This window comes from Candidatus Wallbacteria bacterium (assembly GCA_028687545.1).
In the GTDB taxonomy this organism is placed as follows: Bacteria; Muiribacteriota; JAQTZZ01; order JAQTZZ01; family JAQTZZ01; genus JAQTZZ01.
In genome coordinates, this window is the sequence record JAQTZZ010000001.1 from 197,269 (window position 1) to 216,540 (window position 19,272).

The 19,272-nt window shown below is 50.4% G+C and carries 11 protein-coding genes; 2 read left to right on the forward strand and 9 right to left on the reverse strand.

Going from position 1 to position 19,272, the window contains the following annotated elements; genetic code table 11:
• Positions 1 to 2: 2 nt before the first annotated feature.
• Positions 3 to 1,139: an SGNH/GDSL hydrolase family protein gene (locus tag PHW04_00925; GenBank protein ID MDD2714435.1), complete on the reverse strand. Its 1,137-nt coding sequence runs from the start codon at positions 1,137 to 1,139 to the stop codon at positions 3 to 5.
• 66 nt (positions 1,140 to 1,205) lie between these two features.
• On the opposite strand from PHW04_00925, the gene PHW04_00930 reads away from it, so the two are divergent.
• On the forward strand, positions 1,206 to 1,595 hold the full coding sequence (locus PHW04_00930; GenBank protein ID MDD2714436.1) for a VOC family protein: 390 nt from the start codon (positions 1,206 to 1,208) through the stop codon (positions 1,593 to 1,595).
• A gap of 3 nt (positions 1,596 to 1,598) precedes the next feature.
• On the opposite strand, the gene PHW04_00935 is transcribed toward PHW04_00930, so the two are convergent.
• Entirely contained in the window at positions 1,599 to 3,101 is a 1,503-nt protein-coding gene (locus PHW04_00935) for an NFACT family protein (protein MDD2714437.1), read from the reverse strand.
• A gap of 122 nt (positions 3,102 to 3,223) precedes the next feature.
• Here PHW04_00935 and PHW04_00940 point away from each other — a divergent pair, with 122 nt between their 5' ends.
• On the forward strand, positions 3,224 to 8,161 hold the full coding sequence (locus tag PHW04_00940; protein MDD2714438.1) for a C25 family cysteine peptidase: 4,938 nt from the start codon (positions 3,224 to 3,226) through the stop codon (positions 8,159 to 8,161).
• Positions 8,162 to 8,274: 113 nt separating this feature from the next.
• On the opposite strand, the gene PHW04_00945 is transcribed toward PHW04_00940, so the two are convergent.
• The 7 genes from PHW04_00945 to gcvH form a co-directional block, all read right to left on the reverse strand.
• The gene (locus tag PHW04_00945) at positions 8,275 to 11,835 is read right to left on the reverse strand and encodes a hypothetical protein (GenBank protein MDD2714439.1); all 3,561 of its coding nucleotides are present in this window, start codon (positions 11,833 to 11,835) and stop codon (positions 8,275 to 8,277) included.
• A gap of 94 nt (positions 11,836 to 11,929) precedes the next feature.
• The gene (locus PHW04_00950; GenBank protein ID MDD2714440.1) at positions 11,930 to 13,993 is read right to left on the reverse strand and encodes a hypothetical protein; all 2,064 of its coding nucleotides are present in this window, start codon (positions 13,991 to 13,993) and stop codon (positions 11,930 to 11,932) included.
• On the reverse strand, positions 13,938 to 15,152 hold the full coding sequence (locus tag PHW04_00955; GenBank protein ID MDD2714441.1) for an aspartate kinase: 1,215 nt from the start codon (positions 15,150 to 15,152) through the stop codon (positions 13,938 to 13,940). Before PHW04_00955 ends, PHW04_00950 begins: the two co-directional genes overlap by 56 nt.
• Positions 15,149 to 16,060, reverse strand: a complete 912-nt coding sequence (locus tag PHW04_00960) for a hypothetical protein (GenBank protein ID MDD2714442.1) — start codon at positions 16,058 to 16,060, stop codon at positions 15,149 to 15,151. The genes PHW04_00955 and PHW04_00960 overlap by 4 nt, the downstream gene beginning before the upstream one ends.
• Positions 16,057 to 17,490: an aminomethyl-transferring glycine dehydrogenase subunit GcvPB gene (gcvPB, locus tag PHW04_00965; GenBank protein MDD2714443.1), complete on the reverse strand. Its 1,434-nt coding sequence runs from the start codon at positions 17,488 to 17,490 to the stop codon at positions 16,057 to 16,059. The genes PHW04_00960 and gcvPB overlap by 4 nt, the downstream gene beginning before the upstream one ends.
• Entirely contained in the window at positions 17,487 to 18,836 is a 1,350-nt protein-coding gene (gcvPA, locus tag PHW04_00970) for an aminomethyl-transferring glycine dehydrogenase subunit GcvPA (protein MDD2714444.1), read from the reverse strand. Before gcvPA ends, gcvPB begins: the two co-directional genes overlap by 4 nt.
• Positions 18,836 to 19,216: a glycine cleavage system protein GcvH gene (gene gcvH, locus PHW04_00975; GenBank protein MDD2714445.1), complete on the reverse strand. Its 381-nt coding sequence runs from the start codon at positions 19,214 to 19,216 to the stop codon at positions 18,836 to 18,838. The genes gcvPA and gcvH overlap by 1 nt, the downstream gene beginning before the upstream one ends.
• Positions 19,217 to 19,272: the final 56 nt, after the last annotated feature.

Genomic DNA, 19,272 nt, shown 5'->3' on the forward strand with positions numbered 1-19,272 from the left:
CCCTAATCCTGTCCGGCTCTTTTGCTGAAGTAATCAAACAGCCTGTCTGCTACGAGCCTGTGTCCTTCCTCATTCCAATGGATATCCATTGGTATGAAGTACCGCTTAAAAGTGGATTCACTCTCTTCTATCGTCCCGTTTTCTTTGACAAACAGAGGGAACAGGTCCAGAAAATTCACGCTCCGCTCAGAGCACCAGTTCTTCCAGAAAACAACCTGGATCGAATTCAGGTCTTGATGGAAGATCTGGTCGGGCCAGGGATAGACGACTACTGTAAGTCTGATCCCCTTTTCCGCGAGAATTGCGCGCAATTTATCCATGTAATCGCTCATGCTCTGCAGGCCGTTTTTTCCATACTCCCTGTACTTTTCCGGATCAATGGTCCAGAGGCAGCGCTCCATGCCTAAAGCATAGCGGTATTTCAATTCCGCCTGGGCTGAAATCCTGCGCAGGCATCCTTGAGCGATCTTTTCTCCGGCAGCAGAGCAGATAGAAAAAAGCGCGCTTCTTTCGTTCAGAAAGTAGAGAAGGCGGAACGCCTTTTTTTTGTCTGTCACATTGAGCCTGCCGTCAAGTTCATAGGAGCACGCCTCATCCCAGACATCCGACAGGTCCAGAAAAACCACCACTTCGTCAAAGGCCAGGCCGGTTTCTTCAATCAGATATTTGATTTTCCTCCAGTAAATGATCGGTGAATATGAGACTACAGCTGCGTTCAGCACTTCGATTTCACGGCTTTTCAAGTGCTCCCCGAGCAGCCCGCAAAAAGTTTTATCATAATCCACTCCGATGCCTTCTGTGAACGAATCACCGATGAAGAGGACCCTGTTTCCTTTTTTCAGTGGAACATCCCGGCATTCGGAATCCTTGAAGCCGAGCGAGTCAGTGCGGAGGTGATACTGCCTGCCTGCCCAAGCCACAGGCCAGACGTCTGCGTTTTTTTTCAGGTCATGATGATAAACAGGGGATTGGATCCTGAAAGATTTTTCCAGCTCTTTTCTCTTGACCCGCTCTGCAAAGGGATAACCGAATTGTTTTTCATATGCCGCGGAAAAAAGCAGGTCGCAGCCGATGACGCTCAGGAAAACCGCCAAAAAAAACCTGAATTTCCGGTAAAATGCGGGAATCTGATTTTTCATTTCAACCATTTTCAGAAAAAGCATAACCGAATTGCTCGAAATTGTGAAATAGGTTAGTCTATAAAGATGAAATTCCACCATTTCGGCATCGCAGTGAAAAGCATTGCTGAAGGCAGAGCTCTTGTCGAATCCCTGTTCGGCGCTGCCGTAAATTGTGTGATTGTCCGCGACGCTGACGGTCTGGAACTGTGTCTGCTGACTACCGAAGGTGGTGCGACCATGGAATTGATCAGTGGAAAACAAGTCGAGAGATTCTGGAAAGATGGAGTCTATTTATATCATGCCTGCTATCAGACCGGAAATTTTGAGCAGGACCTCGAGAAACTTCAGAAAAACGGTGGAACTGTCATGAAGCAGACGCAGCATTCAGCGCTTTTCGGGAACAGGAGACTAGCCTTTGTTTTTACGGAAATCGGAATCATCGAGCTGCTGGAATCCGGCGCAGAAAAGGATTGATTTTCAGAATTTAACCAGTATGCTCTTCATCTTCCGAAGCAGAACTGTCCCCTTATAAGGCCCTGGTGCTCTGCGCACGTCCGAGACTTTTGCGATTGATACAGCCGCCCTGCCTGCGTTTTTCAACCTGGAGTGCTTGGCTGCTTCGCAGGCTGCATAATAGAGTTCCTCCTCGCTGATCTCCTCGTCCCTATACTTGAGCCTCAGAATGGTGTGCGCTCCTGGCGAATCCTGGGCGTGCAGGAAAATGTCGAAAGGCCGTGCCACCTGGAAAGTAAGCACTTCGCTGCCTCCGGAATTCCTGGCGATCAGCACTTCATGCCCGCCCGGAGACTGCAGGGAAAAATAATGGGGATTGGAATTTTTTTCCACAGGTTCCGGTTTCTGTTTTTTTTCCCTGTGCAGCAGTATTTCAGTACTGGCCGCCAGTTCAGTCAGTTCCCCGAGATCCCGTGAATTCAGCAGAGATTCCCGCAGTTTCAAGAGCTCTGTGCGGGTTTCTCCGCAGGCTGCTAAAAGAGCCGACAATCTGATGAGATCCTGTTTGAGTTTTTTTGATTTGTGAAAAAAAATACCTGCATTGTCGATGACCGTGAATCTCGGATTTAGAGGAATCAATATCTCTGAGCCGTTTTCCCAGTCTATCACAGTGACTTCTCTGAGCTTGACGTTTTTACTTTGTGAAGTCAGCAGGAGATTGCCCTTTTTTTCCCATTCCCCATGGGTCAGGCAGGCTGAGCCGGCTTTTTCCAGATTCTGGATATTTTTTTCCAGGCCTGTGATTTTTGCAGACAGCTTTTTCAGTGCCGGCTGCCTGATCTGATCGATCAAAAAGCTGTCTGCCAGTGATGCGAATTCAGCGAAAATCCGCTGATTGACAGCAGCCGGATCTGAAACCGCATTGGCAAGAAAAGCCTGCAGATCAAGTCCTGAAGCTGAGAATTCCTCGGCCCTTTTTTTTGAGAAACCCTGAAATTTTCTGACGATTTCTTTGGTATCTGATAAAAGAGGGGTGCCTGCTGTAAATGGATCGATTTTATTCTGAGAGACGATGTTTAACTCTGCGCCGGGTGTTTCTTCGTTTTTCAGGTCTCCAAGTATCAGATTACCTTTACTTAGAGTCAGATTGGCTTCTGCAGTTCCGAACAGGCGGGCTGTCAGGCGATAAGTTTCTATGCCTTCCCCTGAAAATTCCAGCACCATGATCCGCTCAAGGCCGGGTTGACTGGCGGCCTGAAAAACAGAGTTTGTGAGATGTTTCCGCAGCAGCATCTGGAATGCATATGGGTTCTGAGGAGATTCCAGGCTGAAATTTCCAAGTGTAATCAGATTCCATCCTGGGTACAGAGAAATGATCAATGCATCGGGCTGGGGGTAAAATTTGAACAGGAACAGAGCCTGGCTGCATTGTTTGATTTTCTGCAGCCTGCTCCCTGCAAGACTCCGGTTGAAATGACCGGAAAGAGCTTTGAGTGCCAGACCGTCCAGAACAAAGCCTTGATTCATGTCGCCTCTGCTTGATATGTAATCATCATACATGAAAATCCGGGCGATTTCCAGATCCTTTAGTGCCTTCCATAATTGTATTCACTAGGTAAGTAAGCTATAATTGGAATAGGGGAGAAATTGTGAACAGAAATCTGAAAATATTAGCTGCATTCTGCATTCTGGCCGGTTTGACAGTCTGGATCAGCTGGAATTCCCCCCTTTTTCTGCAGACTGATTCCAGAAATACCGATCTTGCCACAGCTGCCGGCCAGTCATCCCGCAATTTCTGGATCTCAGGTTCTGAAAACACACCGGGATTTTTAAAGGACAATCAGCTGACGGTTATTCATTATAATGCAGCCCTCGATTCTTATCTGGTCTGCTGCTCCCTGCAGCCGGAGAAAATGGAAATTCTCCTGAATTCAGCCGGAATCTGTTTTGAGACAGACTGGCCTGTAGCGCTGGCGGGTGAAGCCAGTTCGCACGAATGGGTGGATGAACTGGCAGGTTTTAGTCCCGGCACAGGTGAAGCAGTGCTGGCCGCGGTTCTCGACACGGGTTATGGCGCAGGGACAGCACCTGGAAGCTATGATTTTACCAGAATGCACTCTGGTGCAGCAGACGACAACGGTCATGGGACTGCGATCTCGACTCTGATCGAATCTTTCGGCGGAGCCCGGATCCTGCCGCTCAAAGTGCTGAACAGCGAAGGCCGGGGAATGCTTTCCTCGACGATTAACGCAATCGTGTATGCCGCTGATTCCGGATCCCGCATTATCAACCTTTCAATGGGCGGTTACCATGACAGCGTCCTGCTGGAGAGGGCAGTGGAATATGCTACCAAGCGGGGCTGTGCCGTAGTAGGGGCAGCCGGCAATGACGGTTTGAAGGCAGATTTCTTTCCGGCTGCCTGCCGGGGAGCGCTGGCTGTTTCTTCTCTCAGCCGCAGCCTCTATCTGTCCCAGTTTTCCAATTACGGAGATTATGTGGATTTCTGCGCTCCAGGAGAAGGCATTTTCAGTTCAAGCGGTGAAACCAAAATCGAATGCAGGGGAACTTCTTATGCGGCAGCTGTTTTCAGCGGACTGCTCTCGTCCCTCATGCAGAGGGGGTTTGTTTCATTTCCTTTTCCGGAAAACCTGGAAAAATTCTGCCTGGACCTGGGAGCTCCAGGCCGCGACGAGCTTTATGGTTACGGATTTCTGCAGATTCCCTCAACACCGCCTCCAGCTGTGCAGACAGGCATTACAGCCACAGGTCCGGCTGTTGTTCCTGCGGTACCTGACAGCGGATCAACGATAGTCAGGGAATACAGGCTGGATATTTCTCAACCTGAAGTTTCAGGTGAAGGCGGGCGCTTTGAAATCAGTGGGTTTGGCAGTCTGCTCAGGCCCGGCTATCCACAGCTTCCTTATCGTGTTTTTTATTATGAAGTACCTGAGGCAGCAGAATCGATCGAAGTGTCGGCCGAACCGCTTGGAAGTTACGGTTTCATGAATGCGCAGGGAATCAGGGTTGCCGAGCGTCCGATCAGATTCGGGGAATTTCCGGCTGCTTTGCTGCCGGTCAGGTTGCCTGCTGTTTATCCGGAAGAAGCATGGAGATTTGATGGGATCAGGAACATCGGCTGGCATAAGCTGGCTGCTCTTTCCATCATGCCTCTGAGATATTTAAGCCCAGGTGGAGACCTTGAATTTACTCCTTCCTATCTGGTGCGTTTATCCTATCGGCTGCCTGAAATCTCAAGTCAATCCCTGACTGAATTTTCCCAGAGGGACGAAAAACTGGCTTCAGAACTGATCCAGAATTACGGGGAGCTGCAGCCCCAGTTCAAAGCAGAAGGGATCAGCGGTTATCAATATCTGATTGTGACTGACGCAAGCCTGGTTCAGGCACTCGAACCGCTCTGCGAATGGAAGACCAGGAAAGGCCTTAAAGCCAGGATAGTCACCATGGGCGAAGTCAGATCAGCATATACCGGAGCCGATGACCAGGAAAAACTGCGCAACTGCCTGATCGATTATTACAACAATGGTAACGGCATCAGATGGGTACTGCTGGCAGGCGACATCAACCTGGTCCCTGCCAGGAATTTCGCTGACCCCCACTGGGATGACGACAGCCAGGTGTTGGGGATGCTCGGCTTCCACGACAATCAGGTCCCTTCAGATTATTATTACGCCAAGCTTCTTGGAATCTGGGACGACAACGGGATCAATTCCAATGGCTGGCTGGCAGAAGTCTATGTGGGACGCCTTCCTGCCAGTGGTCTTTCAGACATGCAGACCATGGTGAACAATATCCTGAATTATGAGAAATCGCCTCCTTCCGGCACCTGGCTTAAAAGGGCGGTGCTGGCCGGGGCGTTTTCAAACCATCAAAATGCGGACTGGGCACGCACTGACGATGCCACGCAGATGGAAAAGTTTTTGAGCGACGGGCTGCTTTCTGGTCTTGACTATACGAGGGTTTATCAAGACACAGGCCTTGATCCCACTAAATTCAGCCATGAAGTCAGTTTAACAGGTCCTAATTTTCTGGACGAGATCGGCAGGGGTGAAATCTATCTCAACTGGGCTTCCCACGGCTGGGCTGACAGTGTGGTGTACAAAATCTGGACCAATGATAATAATCATAATTCCCTGGAAGATGAAAATGAATCCAATGATCAGGTATTTTTCCGGACATCCAACATTCCAATGAATGGAGCTAAAAAGCCCCTGGTCTATTCCGATTCCTGCCTGACGGGCGCCTTTGACTGGAGCGCTGAGGACTGCCTGGGGGAGATGGTGATAAAAAAGCTGGGAGTAGGTTTCATCGGAGCCTCCCGCACCTCGTATTATGCTCCAGGCTGGGTCAAACCTGAAGACGGTGTCAGCCAGAGCCAGAATTATTATTTTGTGCGGCAGTTATTTCAGCAGCAGAGTTACAGGCCTGGAGAAGCTCTCTATATATCCAAAAATTATTATACCGCACAGTTCGACGTATCCCGTAAAGCTGTCAAGGACGACGATATCGGAGGCTACGACAGAAAAAACCTGCATGATTTCAATCTGCTCGGAGACCCTGAGCTGCCTGTATTCACTGCTGAACCTGTCACATTCGAGGTGACCCATGCCGGCGGCTGCGGAATAGGGCAGCAGAATCTGACAGTGACTGTGAAAAGCGGGGCCGCTGTTTCTGGAGCTACTGTCTGCCTGTCTAAAAGCGGGGAAATCTATCTGGTCGGCACTACTGATGACTCAGGCCAGGCTTATTTCAATTTCAACGCAGTCAGTCAGGGCACGATTTTCGTCACTACCACCAGGCACAATTCGATCCCAGCCGAAACTACTGTGCTGATCGGCAACACCCCTCCGCCTGCTCCGGAACTTGACAGTCCCCAAGACAATGCGATATTCACTGTGGCAAATGCAACCCTAAAACTGTCAAATGTGGTGGATGTCGACGGGGATGCCGTTTTGTATGAATTCTGGCTAAGCTCTGATGAAGCGTTCACTGCACACAAAATGGAATCGGGTCTTCTGACTCAGGAGTCAGGAAGCACCACTTCCTGGAGCATCTCAGGCTTACAGGACGGCGTGCAGTATTACTGGAAGGGAAGGGCTTATGACGGCAGAAGCTATTCCGGCTGGTCACTAAGCCGCCGGATTAAATATGTGATGCACGACACGACTCCCCCTGCTGATGTATCAGGCCTCGCAGCCAGACCAACCGACTGCAAGGCATATCTTTCCTGGCAGAATCCAGGTGATGCGGATTTTTCAGGCGTGAAGATCATCCGCAAGCCGGACTCAGCTCCAGCCGGAATGGATGACGGAGAAGAGCTCTTCAGCGGGCCAGTGGACAACTTCACCAACGGAGGGCTCTCCAATGGCCGTACCTATTATTACAGGCTGTTTACCTATGATCTTTATGGGAATTACTCTGCCGGAGTGTCGGTGGCTGTAGTACCGGTAGACAATGTCCCTCCCGAAGTACCCACGAATTTTGTTGCCGCAAGCGGAGTCGACCGAGTCAGCCTCTCCTGGGTCAATCCGGTCCGGGACTTTGAGGGCATCAAAATACTCCGTAAAACCGTGACTCCGCCCAGCGGCTACGATGACGGTGATGTCGTCTACTCCGGCTGGGGAGTTTCATACCCTGATACCGGTCTGACTGCCGGAACAATGTATTATTACATGATTTACTCGTACGATTATGCAGGCAACAAATCCACGCTCGTAAGCAGGAAGGCCGCACCCTATACCGCGATACCCTCGAAGTCGACCTCTCACTGCCATTTCTCCGGACAGCTTCCCGGAGGCTGCATCGGCGACACCCTCTTCGCTAAAGACAGAGACAACATCACCTGCGGTGAAACCACTCTGACAGCTGACGGCAGTTACAGCATAAATGTATATGGCGATGACATCGCCACTCCCCTGGACGAAGGACCTGCCGAAGGGGAAGGCTTGAGCTTATATCTTAACGGAAGCCTGGTCAAAGGAGCTGCGAATCCTGTCTGGCATTCCGGAACCGATACCACCTACGATATTACAGGCAGCACCAGCAGAACCCTGACCTATATGCTGGAGCGGGGCTGGAACATGCTTTCCATCAATTTTCAGCTTGAAAACAACTCCCTGGTCAATGCTCTTTCTCCAATTTCAGGCAAGTTCGACAAGGTGCTCTGCTGGACCGGCCCCTACAGCGGATACACTGTATATGACGCCCAGTTTCCGCAATACGCCAGCCTTACCACGCTCGAACCAGGGCACGGTTACTGGATCAGGCTTACAGTCTCGAACTGCACACTGGATCTGTCCGGAGGAGCAGTGGCGACTGTGGTGAATCACCTGGAGCGGGGCTGGAACATGATCGGATATCCTGGGGAACAGAGCGTCCCTCTTGAGACAGCTCTCTCCGGCATCAGCGGCAAGTATGATAAAGTTCTCTGCTGGTATGGTCCTTATGAAGGCTACAAGGTATATGACGTACAATATTCCCAGTTTGCCAGCCTCACCACGTTGGAACCCGGGCGCGCCTATTGGATCAGGCTTACTGAGGCCGAGGCGGACCTGACATTGGGTGACTAGTACCTTGTAAACGATGTTTCATGTAATGGCATGTTCGATGCAAGAAGTTGGTAAGTTAGTAGGTTTGTAAGTTTGTATGTAGGGAAACATTGTTTACAGTCTACTAGTGGTCTCTAATTCCCTGTGAAATATTCCAGGTCCCTTACCTCTCCGGGAGGAGTGATCTCGATGTCTCTGAATGACGTCTGGCCAAGTTCGGGATAAACCGGGGCTGGGACTGGAGAAGATATCCGGATGCCGTTGATGTAAAACAGCATTGCTTCACCCGGTACTCCACCGTTCAGGTTGCAGCTATAGATGCCGTTAGCTCCAACCGAGGAGATGCCTAGTATGGTCCCTGATGCGTTGTACACGGCAATTTTAGTATCGAATCCTGCCGGTTGCCCGCTGATGCGGGCAGTTCCCTGAATTCCTTCATTGCCTGCTGCGGGACTGGTGTCCGGAATTGCGACCTCTAAGGAAGTGTGGCTGTAATTTCCGAGATTATCGTATGCGAACAGGAATATGCAGCAGGTGCTCCCTGCCACTTCATTAGTGATGAGGCATGGCTGATACATACCTTCGGCAGGGTTATTAAAGGTTTTTTTGGGAACGTCGACACCCGGGACCGGAGCTGTGGCACTGGTTTTGAGATAGATTTCAATTTTGGTCATATCATGCCTGTTTAATTCAGGGATCGGATTCCTGAAGGACAGAGTGAAAGAAGATGTCCCAAAAGGCCGGGCTTCGATAGTGTCTGTAAATGTCGGGGCCAGATTATCATAAATTACATGAAGAGTTTTGAAGTTTCTGCTGAAGTTTCCGGCCAGATCCCTTGATTTGAACTGGAAGGTATTATCATCCGGCTGCAGGCTGACCGGGCCATAAGTCCAGCTGGTATTTAGGCCAGCCGCGCAGACCGGGGTCTGGATGCCTTCGCGGTAGATCTCGCAGCCTGCATCTCTGATGCCTTGAAAGGTGATTGAACTGGAATTGATACGTGAGGAAGTGATCGAAGGAGTCGTGACAATCGTATCAGCAGGAGGGATTGTGTCTACGAAATACCTGTAAGAGGTATTTGCTGCCATCTGATTGGAAGTGAGATCCTGTCCCCCTGAAATCGACAGGATTTCAAAAGTGTTGTCATTGCCGCTGCCATCGATGATGATCAGCCCGGACCAGATTTTTCCGGAGTAATTCACCTGCTGGTCTACGGCATGGCTCCCAAGTGTAACCGCCAGAGGGGTGCTCGACATGTCTTCGCTGAATGTGATGGTGAATGTATAGGTGGCCTGCATGAGGTAAGTCACTTCATTGGTTGTGACAGGTCCGCTTTGATTGGTTGTGACTGCCACATTGGCTACTATCGGCAAAGCATCTCCCAGGAAAGAAAAACATCCCGCTGATGGAGAGATCGTGCTTTGAGTTGAAAGATCATGGACATTGTTTATCTGAAGGTTGTAAGTAACACTGCTCTGAGACTGGGTTGAAAGTAGAAATGTCTTGCACGTCGCATCGGAATCATCGCGGGACACACTGGTCACGCTCAGGCCGCTGATGGAATAGTTGGCAGGATTCAAAGCGTCATACTGGTCCAGCGGACTCGAATTGACCGGAGTCATGGAATAGACAATTCTGACCGTATTGTTGGAAGCAGCGGCTGCGTTCAACAAGGCCAGGCCTGCGGAGCCGTCGTAGCTGTGGGAATAGAGGGGCATTGCGTTACCCAGCAGGTCGCGGATGTTCCGGATTGTCATGATGTAGCTGATTGTCTGCTGAACCGCAGTGGTAAGAATTACGGTTTTCGCTTCCTGAGTATCCTGAAGATTAGCCGAAGATATGGCAAGACTTGTTCCGGACGGACCGGTGATGAGATAGTTGGCTGGATTGGAGGCGTCCTGAGCATTGACTCGCTCGTCGAAAACAATGCGCACGCTGACCGGGGAGACAGCCATCACGCTTTGGATCTGCGGCGGACGCGGGGTAGCGGTAAACACGTTCTGGTAGTATTTGACCAGACCGCTCCTGCATCCGACTTTAAGAGTCAGTTTATAGGTGGTTTCCTGGGTGATGGGGGTGGCGTTATTGTATAGCAGTGGATATACAATTTTATCGTTCCAGTTATGAACCTTGTCTTCTGAAATCAGGGTAATCGGTTCGAGCGAATTCCCGGCAGTCAGCAGCACTTTGAAATTCCTGTCCAGGCTGTCTGACACTGACTGCTGGAGATTGTTTACTGTGAGAGTCAGGCTGTCGTTTTTTTCGAAGTAATTCGAACTGCCTTCGCTGTTGGTAAGAGTGTAGAAATTGCCAAGCAGACTGACATCGGAATAGCGGAAGGTTTTCGTGACTGACTTGGTTTTGAGCACTCCTGCCAGATAATACTTGGCGACAAGTGCCAGGGTGAAATCCCCATCATTGTAAATGTCAAGAGGAGCATTAAAATCCATGCTGAAGGATTGTCCGGCAAAACTCGCGTTCACTCTCACGATGTTGCCGATGCTCACAGCACTTCCGGTTGTGTTTGAAATGCTGTTGATTACAGGAGCAGCAGGATCTGAGGCAAGTTCGACATTAGGGAGTGTCTGGGAGCAGGTGCTGTTCCCAGGAGAGATTGTTGCATAGAGTGCGACTGAAGTATTGGAAGCAGGTCTGACCAGGATATCGAATGAGCAGGAACTGCAATTCCGGATAGGGACGAGGCTGTCCGTGGTGTCGTCGATGGCTGTAACCAGGACTTTCAGGTTCCCTGCCTGCAGGTTGGGAACATCAAAGCAATCTGTGACTTCAGCTGTATCAAAAGTGTGAGAAAATACTTGAACTGCACCTGAGGAACTGTCTCTGGAGAATCCGGTGGCTTTATCGATCAGGACCATTTTAAGGGTGGCAATTTTGGCGTTTTTGGCAGACGCTCTGGCAGTTACATTCAGGCGAAGGGTGCTGTTCTGGTCGAAATCACGGGTTTCCTGGCTGCTCCCATTGAGACAGGAGACTATGGCTAGATAGGGCGGATTGTAATATTGGGGGTGGTATTCATTCAGCATCAGGTCCGCGGTCTGCCTGATGCTGTCGAAATACGAAGGTGTGGGAGAATTGTTCAGAAGGGTATTCAGAAGGGCGGTTTGAGTTCCAGCGTCCGACTGGATGACAGTGGCTGCCGCTTTGGACAGATCATAGGTGCCGACAAAGTTGAATTGCTCGTCAAACATTTCTGCGAAAGAAGCCGGATTCGGCAGGTCGAGCTGAATTTTCTGCAGGCTGCCTGCTGCGACCCCTTTCACCAGTGTAAGATTGATCTGCTTATCAGGTGAGGATTCAGGATAGGTGAGCAGAGTCAATGCCACTCTCTGGCCGGTGGTGAATTCCAGCGGGAAATAAAGATTCTTATTACTGGCCGGAAGCACCATGCCCATGTATTTTCCTCCAGGCAGGTCAGTCAGGCAGAAACCTCCCTGACTATCGGTAGTGGTAGCGAAAGAACAGGATGGATTGAAGAGGATTACTGTGGACTGGGAATAGCTGCTCGCATGTTCCGGAGCGAAGCTGCCCCCGGAAAGTGCAGGCCCCGGGATTGCACCTAGCAGGAAGCCGATCGGAGGTCCGGGTTCCTCGGACAGTCCGCCGCCCATGCAGCCATGAAACAGAGTCAGGAGTAAAAATATGAAAACGCACAGGAGAAGGATGATTTTTGACATCAAATCCTCTGTAGGAAATAGTAGTGAGCGATATTATAACAGGAAGGTCCAGTGATGACAAAGCCTATGACTGCGGAAAACCTGATCATCCGGTTCAGAAATCATACTGCCTCATGATCGGCTTGATCTTTTTTTTATCATAGTCATACATGAGTTTCGTCGACTTGTCCTGCTCGCCTTTCATGAACACTTCGAACCAGACGTCTTTGTCCTTGGTGTTATAGGTAACTTTGGAGTCGAAGCAGTGCAGGTCATAATTCAGGTCATAGTTCAGCGAAGTGAATGTCGCAGTAGTATAGTCGTATCTTGTGCCGACTGAGAGATGCGCTTTAGGAGTCAGCGGTTTCACCTTGAAATCAACGTTCCCGTTCAGATCCTTCATCTTGTTTGTCTGCGAGTCGTAACTTGTGGAAAGTGTCAGCCCGAAACGCAGAAAATCGTCTTTTGGTTTCAAAGAGAACTGGGAATAAATGTCGGTCATGTGCAGATCGAGGTTTGGAATCTGATCCAGGCGTGAATTACCGAGATCATAGTCGGTTTTCAGATAAATGCTCCATGAGTTATTGCAGTTTGTGGGACCGTTCAGCCTGAAATCCGAATAAGCTCCTCCGAATTTCTTGGTGTCGAAATCGTAGGAAGTGGAAAAAAGCTTGAGACTGTAACGGTCCTGATTGAAATCAAAGCCGAAGAACAGCGACTCTCTCCCGGTTTCATTGTCGAATCTGAAAGGCGATTCTGATCCGTTCACTGTCTTTTTGTCATAGCGGAAGGAGCTTCTGAATCCATTCAGGTCCTGATCGAGCTGCAGGCGTAAATCTCCTACCTGCATCAGATCCTCGGTGGAGTAGTAGTTCAGCAGCCAGTCTTCATTGACTCTCAGAGTGAATGGGAATTTCTTTCCCCCTTTCAGCGGGTCAAAGCTGAGCGAGTTCCGGAGAGCGTATTTGTTCCCTTCGAAAGGGTTCATGCCTGTCTGATGATAAGAAGCCAGCAGCAGGTCCTGATTCATGCTGGTGGAAAACAGTTTGAACTTCTGGCCTGGCAGAGTCAGATCCGCTTCCGGTTTCTTCTTCAGCATCGAATAATAATCATCACCCTTGTATTTTTCTCCGTCCAGGTCCTTGCGGTCGTTGTATCGGAGATTGAGGCCGAGATTCTGCTTCATGACAGGCAGTGTCCCGTGCATGTCGCTGTTGATCGTGAGCTCCTGGTTCGCATAGTCGTTCCAGTATTTCAGGGAAGAAAAGGCGAGCTGGAGATTTCCGGAATCAGAACCCTGCCTGGTCTGGTAATTTAGATTCAGATGTTTGTCTTTCTGATGGCTCTTGTCGTCGTTGTCGAAGCCGTAACTATAATTCAGGCTGTTGTCCGGATTGAGTGTCAGGTTTTCCGACACAGAGAAACTGGGTCCTCTGCGTTGATAATAACTAAGGTTGGCGTTGCCGTTGCGGTTTTCGTTGACCGTATAAGGGAAATAGATTTTTCCATAGGTGCCGTTATACCTGGAATAGCCGAATTTCTGCTTGAAAAGCTTGGGTTTGTCCTTGAGGTCCGTATACTGACGCTTCTGGCTCTTGATCAGCTTGCCTTTGAAATAGACATTCATGTCATTGATTTCCATGTGATCACCGTATTTGATGGAAATCTGACTGGCAGTGATTTTATAATCAGGGTCGGTGAGGTCGCAGGTGGTGAGAGTAAGATTTTTGGCTTCCATGTAGCTGGGAGAAAAATTCAGGGTTTCAGCGCTGATGATCTGGTCTCCCCGGAAAACCATAGCCTGCTTCAGATAACCTTCACCGGTTTTCAGGTCATAGAAAATGAATTCCCCGGTATTTTTTTCCTCACCCTGCCAGAAAACAACGTCCCCATAGGCGAACAATTTGTTCTCTTTGATGTTGGCCTGGATCGTCTGGGCATTGATGTTCATGTCGGCGTTGAAGGCCTGAGCCGAGCCCTTGACGATCACATCATTGGTTCTTGTGCCGTATTCCAGGTAATCGCCGATGATCACGATTTTTTTATTGGTAAGCGCGTCCGATGCGGCAGACAAGTTCGAGATAATGGCGACTGTGAGCAGAATCAGCAGAAATCGAAAACTGTCAGAAGTTTTCGAGTCCGAAACCTTCGTGCAGCAGGAGCACGACCTTTTCGACATCCGCGGCATTAACAACAATTGTGACCTTGATTTCCGAGGTACTTACCATATAAATCGGTATTTTCCTCTCAGAAAGAAGACTCATGATCCGGAAAATCACACCGGATTTCTCCCTGAGACCGGAGCCGACGATGGAAACAGTGCCCACTTCCACGTCCCAGATGATCTTTTCATAAAGGTCTGCAAGAGTTTCAAGCACTTTGACAGCTGAAACGATCTTGTCACGCTTGACCAGAAAAACCAGGTTTTCCAGGCCATCGTATGTGATATTGTCCATCAGGAATTCGATGTTGATGCCGGATTTTTCGATTTCGGAGAGAATTTTGAGGCTGGAGTTGCTTTTCTGATCAAGTCCCAGCACCGAGATTTTGGCTTCCTGCTTGCTGTAAGTTATTCCCTTTATCCTGTTGTCTTCCATTTCGCTGCCTTTTGAAATCAAGGTACCCTCCCCTTCCTCGAATGTGGAACGCCGGTAGATTCTGATGCCATGGTTTTTGGCAAGGTCCAGAGCCCTGAAATTGATGACTTTGGCGCCTGCGGCAGAAAGTTCATACATTTCTTCATAGCTGATCTCCCGAAGCAGCCTGGCTTTGGGAACGATCCTCGGGTCAGCGGTATAGACACCGAGCACGTCGGTGCAGAGGACGCATTCCCGGGCATCCAGGGCATGCGCGATCGCAACGGCCGTAGTATCCGAACCTCCCCGGCCGAGGGTGGTGATGTTTCTGTTCCGGTCTATGCCCTGAAATCCGGTGATCACCGGTGTCACTCCTTCATTGAGAAGCTGCCTGACGGATTCGGTATTTTCAATCGTCTTGATATGCGCGTTGCCGAAGTTGCTGTCAGTCAGTAGGCCCAGCTGGAATGCGCTCAGGGAAACAGATTTTACGGAAATTCCGCCTAAAACGGCGGACAGAATCGCAGCCGAGATATTCTCTCCGCATGAGAGCAGGGCGTCAAGTTCGCGCGGCGCGGGAACCGGGTAGTAAGACCTGGCTGTTTTGATCAGTTCATCAGTAGTATTGCCTTGGGCAGATACTACTACCAGGATCTTTTCGCCGCTGTCCTTGATTTTTTTGATTTTCTCCGCCACGCGCATCACGCGGTCAGGGTCAGAGAGAGAACTGCCTCCGAACTTGTAAATTACGATCCCGCTCATATGGCCGTGATGCCCCTCGTGGAAACAGGCACATCGATCACGCTCACTTTGATCTGATGCTGCTTGAGAAGCCTGGTGATCTTTTTGATCTGTTCCTGGTAGCAGTGGTCGCGGTCAAAGAAACAGACGAAGGACGGTCCGTCGTTGCAGAAGCTGACTCCATAAGTGTCAGGGGCGGTGGAAAGGGAGAGGAATACTTCTCTGATGCCGGGAAAGCAGGACATGCGATGCGAGTTTACCAGCTGGTCCGCGAAGGCCAGTTTCAACACTTCAGTCCGCTTGCACATCATGCCCAGCGCGAGAAGGGTGGCATGTGAAATATTGAAATTGGCATTTTCCAGACTCACTTTCTTGGGAATGCTTTTCCTGACTGCCTGTGGATTGAAAGTGGGAACTTCAGGTACGAAGACCACAGGTTTCATCTGCTCCGGGAGAGGAAAACTGGTGTAGATTTCCGCATAGCGCTCCACGATCGCAAAATTACCCAGAAAGGCGGCTGCGACATTACTGGCGCTTCCTACTTTCCGGGCGGCCATGCTGATCAGTTTTTCCACTTCAAACGGTTGCCTGAGCAGCTGATTGGCTCCGAAGATTCCGGCGGCCACAGCCCCGGAAAAGCTGCCCAGCCCTTTGCCGATGGGAATGTTGTTTTCCAGCCTGATCTCGAGTCCGGACAGGGATTCCCCGCATTTTTCAAACACCAGATCCGCAGCTTTGTAAACGACGCTGGCTGCGTCCTTGGGGAGAAATTCGGCACCCTGGCCTGTGATTTCCACCTTCAGACCCATGGGGATGATTTTCATCTCCACATAATTGTAATGGGCAAGCGCCAGGCCAAAGGTATCGTATCCGGGCCCGAGGTTTCCGCAGAGGGTTGGAACTTCTAATCTGACTGAGCCTGAAATCATGTGCAGCCATACCGCAGCTCAGGTTTTCTGGCTGCAGTGACTTCATCCAGCCGCCTTACAGGAGTGGTCACAGGGGCGTTCTTGAGAAGGTCGGGAGAGCTGTCGGCTTCAGTCCGGATTTTTTTCATGATTTCAGCGAACAGATCCAGATTTTCCCGGCTCTCTGTTTCAGTGGGTTCCACCATGATGGCTTCTTTCACGATCAGCGGGAAATAGATAGTCGGGGCGTGGCAGCCATAATCCAGAAGACGTTTGGCAATGTCCAGAGTGTGGATGCCATTGGGAAGATTTGCTCCTGACAGCACGAATTCGTGCATGCAGTGCTGAGAAAATTCGCGTTTGTAATATGCTTCCAGTTTTTTCAGCAGGTAGTTGGCATTGAGCACTGCGGTCTCAGAGGCTTCCTTGAGACCGGCCGCTCCAAGCATGCGGATGTAGGTGTAGGATTTTACCATCACCAGGAAGTTACCCCAGAATCCCATCATCTTACCGATCGAGTGGGGCAGGCTGAAATCCAGGAAGTACTTTCCGTCTTTTTTTCCGGCTACAGGCACAGGGAGAAAGTCTTTGAGTTTTTCCGCCACTCCGACCGGTCCGGAACCTGGTCCTCCTCCGCCGTGTGGAGCGCCGAAGGTTTTGTGCAGATTGAGGTGCACAATGTCGAATCCCATGTCATAGGGGCGGCATTTTCCCATCACTGCATTGAGATTGGCTCCGTCGTAATGCACCAGGCCGTTCTGTTGATGGATGATTGAGGCGATTTCCATGATGTTTCCATCGAAAAGACCAAGGGTGTTGGGATTCGTGATCATCAGTCCGGCAGTGTTTTCGTTTACTGCGGCCCGCAGCCCAGCCAGATCCACCCATCCTCTTTCATCTGATTTCACTTCTACTACCTTGAATCCGGCCATGGCTACGCTGGCCGGATTAGTGCCATGGGCTGAGTCAGGAATGATGATTTCATTTTTATGCAGGTTTTTATTCACCTGATGGTATTTCTTGATAATCAGGAGACCGGTCAGTTCTCCTGAAGCCCCGGCTGCCGGCTGCAGGGAACAGGCTTTCATGCCTGTGATTTCCTTGAGATATTCCTGCAGTTCGAAGATTATCTGCAGGACTCCCTGAGATGCATGGGCAGGGACCAGAGGATGCAGACAGGCGAACTCCGGAAGCGAGGATGTCTTTTCGTTGAGTTTCGGATTGTATTTCATGGTACAGGAACCCAGCGGGTAGAAGCCGCTGTCCACCCCGAAATTCAAGGAAGACAGGCGCGTGAAATGGCGCACAGCTTCGACTTCAGAAACTTCAGGAATCGGGATGCCGTTCCGTTTCATCCCTTTGGACAGTTCTGCAGCTTTCCCTGCAGATTTCGGAAATCTCAGCGCCCGTTTTCCGGTCTGATGATATGCATGAATCAGTTTTTCCTTCATTTTTTTTCTCCAAAGGCCGACAGAGCCTGGACCAAAGCGTCCATTTCCCGGACAGTCCGCTTTTCCGTGGCAGCGATCAACAGGCCGAGCCTGTCTTCAGGTTTGAATCTGGAGAGAGGCACTCCGCAGAGCAGATTGTGAGAGGAAAACAGCTCGTCGAAAATCTCGGCTGCCGGCTTGGGGCAGTCGATCAGGAATTCCTTGTAGAATTCCCCGCTGTAACGCAGTGAAAAGCCAGGGATCTTACTGATCTTCCCGGCCAGGTAATGGGCATTACCTGAACTTGTTTCTGCCGATTCCGCGAGCCCTGCCGCACCTGCGAGCGAGAGGTAGATGGTAGCCCGGAGGGCACAGAGCGCTTGATTGGAGCAGATGTTGGAAGTGGCCTTTTCACGCTTGATATGCTGCTCCCTGGCCTGCAGGGTGAGCACGAAGCCTTCCTTCCCGTCCCTGTCCAGGGCCTTGCCGACAAGCCTGCCAGGCATTTTTCTCATCAGCGTTTTATCCACTGCGAAGAATCCTGCATAGGGTCCGCCGAAGCTCAGTGGAATCCCGAGCGGCTGGCAGTCACCAACGCAGGCCGCTGCCCCATATGAGCCCGGCGCTGTGAGCAAGCCGAGCGAATTGGGGTCTGCACTTACAATCAGCAATGCCTTGTCTTTTACCACTGCTGAAATTTCAGGGCCGTTTTCCACGATCCCGAAAAAATTAGGATTCTGCAGCAGCAGACAGGCTGTATCAGGGATAAGTTTCCCTGCCAGGTCTTTGAGGTCGATTCTGCCGGATTTATCTGATTTAACTGGATGGAGAACGATCTCCAGGCAGGAAAGATAGGTTTTGAGCACTTCCAGGTAACAGGGGTGCAGTGAATCGGGATAAAGCACGGTTTTCTTCCCGGTCTGGCGGGTGCAGAGCAGCGCGGCCTCGGCCAGTGCGGTAGGGCCGTCATACATGGAGGCATTGGCCACTTCCATGCCTGTCAGCGAGCAGATCAGGCTCTGAAACTCGAAGATCGCCTGCAGGGTGCCCTGCGAAACTTCGGGTTGATATGGAGTGTACGCGGTATAGAATTCTCCCCTGGATGTAAGCGCGTCGATGGCGCTTGGTACATAATGGTCGTAAGCGCCTGCTCCCATGAAACAGGGTGCTTCTGCAGCTTTCCGATTTTTGATCGCTAGATCCTGCACCAGGCTCAAGGTTTCCTGTTCGGTCAGGCCAGTCAGGAAGTCGAATTTCTTTAATCTGATTTTCTCAGGGATCGCGGAGAACAGCTCGTCCACTGATTTCACTCCGATCTCCCTGAGCATTTCCTTTCTGTCGTCGGCTGTCAGGGGGATATATGGCATTAATGAGCCCCCTCTGCCGCAGTCTTCTCATAATCACCGGCAGAGAGCAGGGAATCCAGTTCCTTCTGGTTGGAAAGTTTCAGTTTCACCAGCCAGCCGTCATTTTGCGGGCTCTGGTTGACAGTCTCAGGGGCATCGGCCAGGCTTGAATTGACTTCGATCACTTCGCCTGAAGCAGGGGAAAAAAAATCAGAAGAAGCCTTGACTGACTCGATCATTCCGAGCGTCTCGCCCTGCTTTACTTTTTTACCTTTCTGGGGAAGTTCCACATAGACGATGTCGCCGAGTTCGTGCTGCGCGAAATCAGTCAGTCCAACTGTGCCTGTGTCACCTTTCAGGCTGATCCATTCGTGGGTTTTGGTGAATTTTATCTGGTCCATGAGTCCTCCTGCTGAAATGATTTAAATTAATTTTACAACCGGAGTGGGAAATTCAC